Origin of the sequence: Dactylosporangium sp. NPDC005555, assembly GCF_040605635.1 — a bacterium.
GTDB lineage: Bacteria > Actinomycetota > Actinomycetes > Mycobacteriales > Micromonosporaceae > Dactylosporangium.
This window is the reverse complement of the sequence record NZ_JBEXDG010000171.1, coordinates 1-1,503: the sequence shown is the minus strand read 5'-3', so window position 1 is coordinate 1,503 and position 1,503 is coordinate 1. Positions and strand designations below refer to the sequence as shown.

Annotated in this window: 1 protein-coding gene; it reads left to right on the top strand. The window is 31.7% G+C overall.

The window, feature by feature from the left end; translation table 11 throughout:
* Positions 1-272: 272 nt before the first annotated feature.
* A complete protein-coding gene (locus ABZS58_RS51310; protein WP_014570897.1) occupies positions 273-1,223 on the top strand; it encodes a magnesium transporter CorA family protein in 951 nt (316 codons plus the stop codon).
* Positions 1,224-1,503 lie beyond the last annotated feature (280 nt).

Sequence of the window (1,503 nt, the reverse complement as noted above, 5' to 3'; positions counted from 1 at the left end):
TTAGACGATACTATCGCTCTTCATCAACGTAAGTTAGATTTATTGAAAGAACAGAAAAAAGGCTTTTTACAAAAGATGTTTGTTTAGGGTCTATAATTATAAATTAGAAAATACATTAGAAGCTGGAGACGAGATTGTCTAGATAATGTGCGAGATAAAATTTTTAGCAGGTTATCATACATAAGACAAAATGTTTTTAAAACTGATAACGTATTTATTCCACAACAATTACGCATTTATTTTTGAGAAAAATATAAAGCAGGAGGATTACAATGCTGAAAACTTATTCTTTAACAAAAAATACATTATTAGTTTCGTCAGAATCAAATATCAAAAATTCGTCTGTTGTTTATGTTTATGGTGACGAACGAGAATATATCGAATCTTTTGAACATAGATCTGACTTTAACATAGACAATATACTAACGTTTGATGATCGAGTTGCATATGACACGATGATAGATCAGAACGATGAAAAAAGTTTGCTCGTAAGTTATTTGTTTCCCGAGATACATGAAGGTGGGCATCTAGATAATCTGACGACATCTGTTGTTTTCTTGGTATTTAAAAATAAGTTGATAATTTTTACAAAACAAAAATTAAAATTCATTCCCGAACTCTTATCCAATATGGTTTTACATGATGTCGATAATTTCATGCAGGAAGTACTTTTAAAGATCATGCAAAAAGATTTCCATGTGATGCTTGACGACCTTCGTGGAGTCAAGGAAAAAATTGATGATTTAGACTCAGAAATATCAACGTCCGGTTCACTCAGACCAACGTTTGGTGATTTATTGACTCTTCAAAAATACATGATAGCTTTGTCAACAACCTATGGCGCTAATCACAAAGCGCTGGATTTCATTAAAAAAAATTTTACAACTATTAATGATATTGATTTTACCACCCAAAAAATAATTGATGAGATATACAATACAAGCGACACAATGGATAGAATTATTTTAGGTTACAGTCAATATTTGGATTATTTGGAAAATATGATAAACAATATGATTTCGTATCAGCTAAACATGATTATGAAAACTCTAACAGAGATATCAATCGTTTTGACTATTCCAGCAATCATTTTTGGTTTTTGGGGAGTCAATGTCGATGGCCCGTTTGAAAAATCTTCTTATGGTGTTTTTGCTGTGCTGATTATCTCTGTTATACTAAGCCTAATTTGCTGGTTTTTGCTGCGACGCAAAACATATTTGTAAAGTATTTGTGATACCCCAATATGATTTAAAGCAGAATTTCTTTGTTGACTTATTAAAAGGCTGGTTCCTTTCAATAATTTAATAGCTTCAGCGGCTTCCTTCACAGTATGAGAGTTAGAATATTCAAAGATAGCCATATATCCTCTGACAATTGATATGTTGATTAAATGGTCACATGATAAGGGTATAAACGAAAAGTTGTTTGGGATGCCAGACTAGGGACTATACTAGAAAACATCAGTACATTCCTTAGCTCAGGGTCTATAATTATATAATCGCC